The 6,782-nt window shown below is 71.2% G+C and carries 6 protein-coding genes; all 6 read left to right on the forward strand.

Annotation, left to right across the window (positions count from 1 at the left end):
• The first annotated feature begins 155 nt into the window (after nt 1-155).
• A complete protein-coding gene (locus WA805_RS30500; protein WP_425238114.1) occupies nt 156-581 on the forward strand; it encodes a molybdenum cofactor biosynthesis protein MoaE in 426 nt (141 codons plus the stop codon).
• A gap of 9 nt (nt 582-590) precedes the next feature.
• Nucleotides 591-1,625 carry a PDZ domain-containing protein gene (locus WA805_RS30505; protein ID WP_422275277.1) on the forward strand — a complete coding sequence of 345 codons (1,035 nt, stop codon included), beginning with the start codon at nt 591-593 and terminating at the stop codon, nt 1,623-1,625.
• Nucleotides 1,626-1,747: 122 nt separating this feature from the next.
• A complete protein-coding gene (locus tag WA805_RS30510) occupies nt 1,748-2,899 on the forward strand; it encodes a glycosyltransferase family 4 protein (RefSeq protein ID WP_422337462.1) in 1,152 nt (383 codons plus the stop codon).
• Between the two features lie 151 nt (nt 2,900-3,050).
• Entirely contained in the window at nt 3,051-4,199 is a 1,149-nt protein-coding gene (locus WA805_RS30515; RefSeq protein ID WP_422286959.1) for a sugar phosphate nucleotidyltransferase, read from the forward strand.
• A 57-nt stretch (nt 4,200-4,256) separates the two neighbouring features.
• Nucleotides 4,257-5,264 (forward strand): DNA-3-methyladenine glycosylase family protein, encoded by a 1,008-nt coding sequence (locus WA805_RS30520; RefSeq protein ID WP_422275271.1) that lies wholly within the window; start codon nt 4,257-4,259, stop codon nt 5,262-5,264.
• 129 nt (nt 5,265-5,393) lie between these two features.
• A partial coding sequence (gene cofG / locus WA805_RS30525; protein WP_425244056.1) for a 7,8-didemethyl-8-hydroxy-5-deazariboflavin synthase CofG occupies nt 5,394-6,782 on the forward strand: 1,389 nt, incomplete at its 3' end.

A 6,782-nucleotide genomic window follows, 5' to 3' on the forward strand; every position in this document is an offset into this window, starting at 1 on the left:
GTAGCGGGCCGCAGGATCGCCCGCAAGGACGCGGCGCTCACCGCGGCAGGGGCCGCGGGGACGGCCGCCGCGGTCCTCGGTACCGCCGCGATCGTCAGGCGCGCCCGGCGGAAGGGCACGTCGTTACCTACGCGGTTCCGCGATACCTTAGTCGGGTGAGCCAGATCAGGCTGATCGCTATCAGGGACACCGAGCTGTCCGTTGACGAGGTGCGGGCGGCGATCGCCGACCCGGCGGCCGGCGGTGACGTGATTTTCTGCGGGACCGTGCGGGACAACGACGCGGCCCGCGGCGTGACCGGCCTTTCCTACAGCGCGCATCCCTCAGCGGAGGCCGAACTGCGCCGCGTCGCCGAGGCCATCGTCGCCAAGTACCCCGAGGTGGTGGCGCTCGCCGCGGTGCACCGCGTGGGCGATCTGGCGGTCGGCGACCTGGCGGTCGTCGTGGGGGTGGCCTGTCCGCACCGCGCGGAGGCGTTCCACGCCTGCCACGCCATGATCGACGAGCTCAAGGCCTCGGTGCCAGTCTGGAAGCACCAGCGGTTCACCGACGGTTCTGACGAGTGGGTCGGCAGCGCGTAATCTTCGGGCATGTTCCGACGCTCGCTGACGCTGACCATCGCCGGGATCGCGACCCTGATCGCGATCGCGGTAGCGGTCCTCGTTCCGGTGCCCTACGTGATCCTGCTGCCGGGCCCGACGCTGAACACGCTGGGCAATGACCCGTCGGGACAGCCACTGATCAAGATCAGCGGGCACCAGACGTACCCGACCACCGGGCACCTCAACATGGTGACCGTCGGCTTCAACGGCGGCCCCGGCGTGCGGCTGAACATCTTCCAGGCGCTGCGCGGCTGGCTCAGCCCGACCAACGCGGTGGTGCCGGAGGCCGAGATCTTCCCGCCGGGACAGTCCGCGCAGCAGACCCACACGCAGGACATCGAGCAGATGGCCTCGTCGCAGGAGACGGCCACCGCCGCCGCGCTGACCGAGCTGCACATCCCGTATCAGACAGTGACCGTGGTGATCTCCACGCATCCCGGGTATCCCGCGAGCACCGTGCTCAAGGCGGGGGACGTGATCGAGGCGGTGAACGGCAAGCCGGTGACCGGTCCGGCCAGCCTCAGCTCGGCGATCTCGGCGCATCCGGCGGGCTCGGAGCTGCAGCTGACCGTGCTGCGGGAAGGCCAGACGCTGTCCTTGCAGGTCGCGACCAAGGACTCGGGCGGCAAGCCGATCATCGGCATCGAGGTTCAGCAGCAGTACAAGTTCCCGTTCACGGTGACGATCGACGTTGGCAACATCGGCGGCCCGAGCGCGGGCATGATGTTCGCGCTCGGGATCATCGACATGCTCACCTCCGACAACCTGACCGGCGGCAAATTCATCGCGGGCACGGGGGAGATAACCCCGGCCGGCCAGGTGCAGCCGATCGGCGGCATACAGCAGAAGATGGCCGCCGCGCGGAGCGCGGGCGCGACCGTCTTCCTCACCCCGTCGGCCAACTGCGCCAACACGGCGGGCGCCGTGCCGGCCGGGCTGCGCCTCGCCAAGGTGAGTACCCTGTCCCAGGCGGTATCGGACCTTGAGGCGCTCAAGGCGGGCAAATCTGTCCCGTCTTGCTGAGTTCCGGCACCGTTCCCCGCCGAGTTCCTGCACTGTTCACTGTTATCCGAGCATGCTCGTCCAGGACTGGGGCAGGGGCGTAGGCTGCGGCTATCAGGACTTCGAAGGGAGCGCATGGAGTCGTGGCACTTCGGGTACTGGTTGACGCGACCGACGTGCCGACAGATCGCGGCGCGCTGGGTCGCTACGTTGACGGCCTTATCGGAGCGCTCGCCGCGGCAGGGGCGGACCTGGCGGTCGTCTGTCAGCGGGCCGACGAAGGACGGTACGGCCGGCTCGCTCCTGGCGCGACCATCGTCGCGGGGCCCGCCGCGCTCGGGCACCGCCCCGCGCGGCTCGCCTGGGAGCAGAGCGGGCTGCCGGTCGTCGCTCAGCAGGTGAACGCGGACGTGATCCACATGCCGCACTACTCGATGCCGATGCGGCCTGGCCGGCCGACGGTCGTCACCGTCCACGACGTCACGTTCTTCACCGAACCCGAGCACCACACCGCGGTCAGCGGGATGTTCTTCAAGTCGGCGATCCGCACCGCTACCAGGCGCGCCACGCGGATCATCGTGCCGTCCAACGCGACCCGCGATGAGCTGGTCCGGGTGCTTGGCATGGACACCGCAAAGATCGACGTCGCCTACCACGGGGTGGATCACCGGCTGTTCCACCGGCCCGATCCGCACCAGGTCAGCCAGATCTCGGGGCGGCTGGGGCTGCACGGCAAGCCGTACATCGCGTTCCTCGGCTCGATGGACCCGCGGAAGAACGTCGCCGCCCTGATCAAGGGCTGGGCGGGCGCTGTCGGCGACCTCACCGACCCGCCCGCGCTCGTCCTCGCGGGCGGCGGCGGCTGGAGCGAGGACGTGGACGCGGCTGTCGCCGCGGTCCCGCCGCACCTGCGGCTGTGCCGTCCCGGCTACCTGCCGTTCGCGGAGCTGCCCGGCTTTCTCGGCGGCGCGCTCGTGGTGGCCTTCCCCTCGCACGGCGAGGGATTCGGGCTTCCGGTGCTCGAGGCGATGGCGTGCGGCGCGCCGGTACTGACCACGCATCGCACGTCGCTGCCCGAGGTGGGCGGCGAGGCGGTCGCGTACACCGAACCGGACGCGGAGTCCATCCAGGTCGCGCTGCGCGCGCTGATCGACGACCCGGAGCGGCGCGCCGCGCTCGGCGTTCTCGGGCACACCAGGGCCCAGGAGTTCACCTGGGCCGCGTCGGCGGCCGCGCATCTGGCCAGCTACAAGCGCGCGGCGGACCAGCAGGCGACGGACACCCGCGCCGGGTGAGCTCAGCTGCGGCGAGTTTTGGCGAGTAACGCGACAGGCTCGAATTCCCGGGCGCCGCGGCGCTAGCCGGGCGCGTGAGTATGCTGCGTGAGTCAGCGGCACCGCCCGGTGACTGTCCGTGAAAACCGAGCGCTTAAAGCGAGAATCCCAAATGCCACGTGAAGCCCTTGAAGCGATCATGCTTGTGGGTGGCAAGGGCACCCGGCTGCGTCCGCTTACCCTGTCCGAGCCCAAGCCGCTGCTCCCGACGGCAGGCGTCCCGTTCCTGACGCACCAGCTCGTGAGGGCGGCCGAGTGCGGCATCACGCACGTGGTCCTGGCGACTTCATACCGCGCCGAGATGTTCACCGAGGCCTTCGGCGACGGGGCGGCCCTCGGGCTGTCCATCGACTACGTGCACGAGTCGTCCCCGCTGGGGACCGGCGGCGGCATCAGGAACGCGGCATCCCTCCTGCACGGAGGTCCCGAAGACCCGATCGTCGTGCTGAACGGCGACGTCCTGTCCGCCCACGACCTCCCCGCCCAGGTAGACCTGCACCGCAAGCGGGAAGCGGCGGTGACGCTGCACCTGGTCGAGGTGGAGGACCCGAGCCGGTACGGTGTCGTGCCGACAGAACGCGGCGGACGGGTCACCGCGTTCCTCGAGAAGACCCCGCACCCGGTCACCAACCGGATCAACGCCGGCTGCTACGTGTTCCGCCGCTCTGTCATCGACCAGATACCGCCCGGCCGTGTGGTGTCGGTGGAGCGCGAGACGTTCCCCGAGCTGATCGCGGCGGACGCCCTGGTGATGGGGTACGCGGAGAGCGCGTACTGGCTGGACGTCGGCACGCCGGAAGCGTTCGTGCGCGGATCGTGCGACCTGGTGCTCGGACTCATGCCGTCGACGGCTGTGCCGCACCCCGCTGGCTCGGATCCTTCCCCTGGCTCGGCCGCCTCGCTCGGCGCGGCCACGTCGCCGGTCGCGGCCGCGGAGTTCCTGCTGCTCGACGATGCCCAGGTGGCCGCTGACGCGGTGCTGTCCGGCGGCACGGTGGCGGGCGCCCGGTCGGTCGTCAGCGCCGGTGCCGTCGTGCACGGCAGCGTGCTCTTCGACGGGGCCGTCATCGGCGCTGGCGCCGTGGTCAGGGACAGCATCGTCGGCTTCGGTGCCACGATCGACGACGGCGCGGTGCTCGACGGCGCCATCATCGGCGACCGCGCGTTCATCGGGTCGCGTAACGAGCTGGCCCGCGGCCTGCGCGTCTGGCCCGATGTCCGGCTGGAGCCCACCTCGGTCCGCTTCTCTACCGACGCCTAGCACCGGTCCGTCCAAGGTCCCCGCCGAACGGCAGGGCAGCCCCTAGCATGTTGACCCGTGGGCTACCAGGGACTCAGCATGACCGGCACGGCCCCGTCGAGGACCGCCGCCGCCGCTAGGCCCGAGCCCGCCCGCGTCCGCGAATGGCAGGCGCCCTTCCTCGTCGACGTCCGGGTCACGCTGTCCGTGCAAGGCCGCGGCCGGAGCGACCCGACCTTCCGCATCGACGAGGCGGGGGCGGTGTGGCGGACCTCGCTCACGCCTGACGGCCCCGCCACGATCCGGGTCACGGCCCCCTTCCCGGCCGCCTCGGCGCCCGCGGGCCCCCTGGTCCTGGCCCAGGCCTGGGGTCCGGGAGCGGACTGGCTGCTCGACGCCCTCCCTGGCGCCCTCGGCCTGCACGACGACATTTCCGGCTTCGACCCCTCCGGCGATCCCGTCCTGCGCCAGGTCGCTCGCAGGCACCCCGGCCTCCGTCTCGGCCGCAGCGGCCGCCTGATGGAGGCGCTCGTCCCCGCGGTACTCGAGCAGAAGGTCCTCACCATCGAGGCGCACCGGGCGTGGCGGATCCTGCTCGCTAAGTTCGGCGGCCAGCCGCCAGGCCCCGCGCCCAGGGGCATGCGCGTCTTTCCCGACCCGAAGACGTGGCGGCGCATCCCGTCCTGGGACTGGCACCGGGCCGGCGTGGAAGGCGTCCGCGCCCAGACGATCATCAGGGCGTGCACCGTGGCGGACAGCCTGGAGCGGCTGCTCGCCAAGACCCACGAGGAAGCCGACCGCCTGCTGCGTACCATCCCCGGCATCGGGCCCTGGACGTCCGCGGAGACGCGGCAGCGCGCCGCGGGAGACCCGGACGCGGTCTCTGTCGGCGACGCGCACCTGCCGGACATGGTCGGCTGGGCGCTGGCCGGCCGGTCCGCCACCAACGACGAGGAAATGCTCGAACTGCTCGGCCCGTACGCGGGCCACCGGCACCGGGTCACTAGGCTGGTGAAGCTGAGCGGCCTTGGCGGCCCGCCGCGCCGGGCCCCGAAGCTGCCGGTCCGCGACTACCGCCGCTTCTGACGTTCCCGGCCGACAGGTCTAGACCGGCAGGAGGCCGCTCGGGCCGCACTCGCCTAGTGCCTTAAGGTCAGGAGTATGAGCGCTTCCAGCATCGACCAGGGTGGAAACAGCGGGGTTAGCGAGGCGGCCATGCGCAGGGCGCTGGCCCGCGCCAGGGACGGCAAGCCACTGGACCAGACCGAAGCCGCGGTCTTGCTGCACGCCCGCGGCGGCGACCTGCGAGCGCTCCTCGGCTACGCGCGCAGAACCAGGGACGCCGGCCTGGAAGCCGCCGGCCGGCCCGGGATCATCACCTACTCGAAGAAGGTCTTCATCCCGCTGACCAGGCTGTGCCGGGACCGCTGCGCCTACTGCACGTTCGCGACCGTGCCGAAGCACCTCGACAGCCCGTTCCTCAGCCCCGACGAGGTGCTGGACATCGCCCGCGAAGGCGCGCGGCTCGGCTGCAAAGAGGCCCTCTTCACCCTGGGCGACCGCCCGGAAGCCCGGTGGCGGCAGGCCAGGGAGTGGCTGGACGCGCACGGCTACGACGACACGCTGTCTTACGTACGGGCGATGGCGATCCGGGTCCTCGAGGAGACCGGACTGCTACCGCACCTGAACCCCGGAGTCATGACCTGGCAGGACTTCCAGCGGCTCAAGCCGGTCGCGCCGAGCATGGGCATGATGCTCGAAACGACCTCGAGCCGCCTGTACGAGACCAAGGGCGGCCCGCACTTCGGCAGCCCCGACAAGGATCCGAAGGTCCGGCTGCGGGTCCTTGAGGACGCCGGCCGCAGCAACGTCCCGTTCACCACCGGCATCCTGATCGGCATCGGCGAGACGATTGAGGAGCGAGCCGACTCGATCTTCGCGATCCGGCGGGTCGCCCGCGAGTACAACGGCATCCAGGAAGTCATCGTGCAGAACTTCCGCGCCAAGCCCGACACCAAGATGCGCGATACGCCGGACGCCGAGCTCGAGGACCTGGCCGCGACCATCGCGGTCACCCGCCTCCTCCTTGGCCCGAAGGCCCGCGTGCAGGCGCCGCCGAACCTCGTCGGCGACCAGCACCAGCTTATTCTCGACGCGGGTATCGACGACTGGGGCGGCGTCTCGCCGCTGACCCCGGACCACGTCAACCCGGAACGCCCCTGGCCGCAGATCGACGAGCTCGCCCAGCTCACGGCCGCAGCGGGCTTCACGCTCAGGGAACGTCTCACGGTCTACCCGCCCTACATCCGCGAGCCCTGGCTCGACCCGCGCGTCGCGCGGCACGTCGCCGCCCTCGCCGACCCGCGGACCGGCCTCGCGAACGAGGCCGCCCGCCCGGAGGGAATGCCCTGGCAAGAGCCGGACGGCGGCTGGGGCGACGCGTCCGGCCGGACGGATCTGCACGTGTCGATCGACACGATCGGGCGGTCCGCTGACCGGCGCGAAGACTTCTCCGAGGTCTACGGTGACTGGGAGATCTTGTCGGAACGTACGCGGCTGACTGCGGACGCCTCCGCCGTCTCCACCGCGGGGCCGGCCCCGGCC

This window comes from Trebonia sp. (genome assembly GCF_049794275.1).
In the GTDB taxonomy this organism is placed as follows: Bacteria; Actinomycetota; Actinomycetes; order Streptosporangiales; family Streptosporangiaceae; genus Trebonia.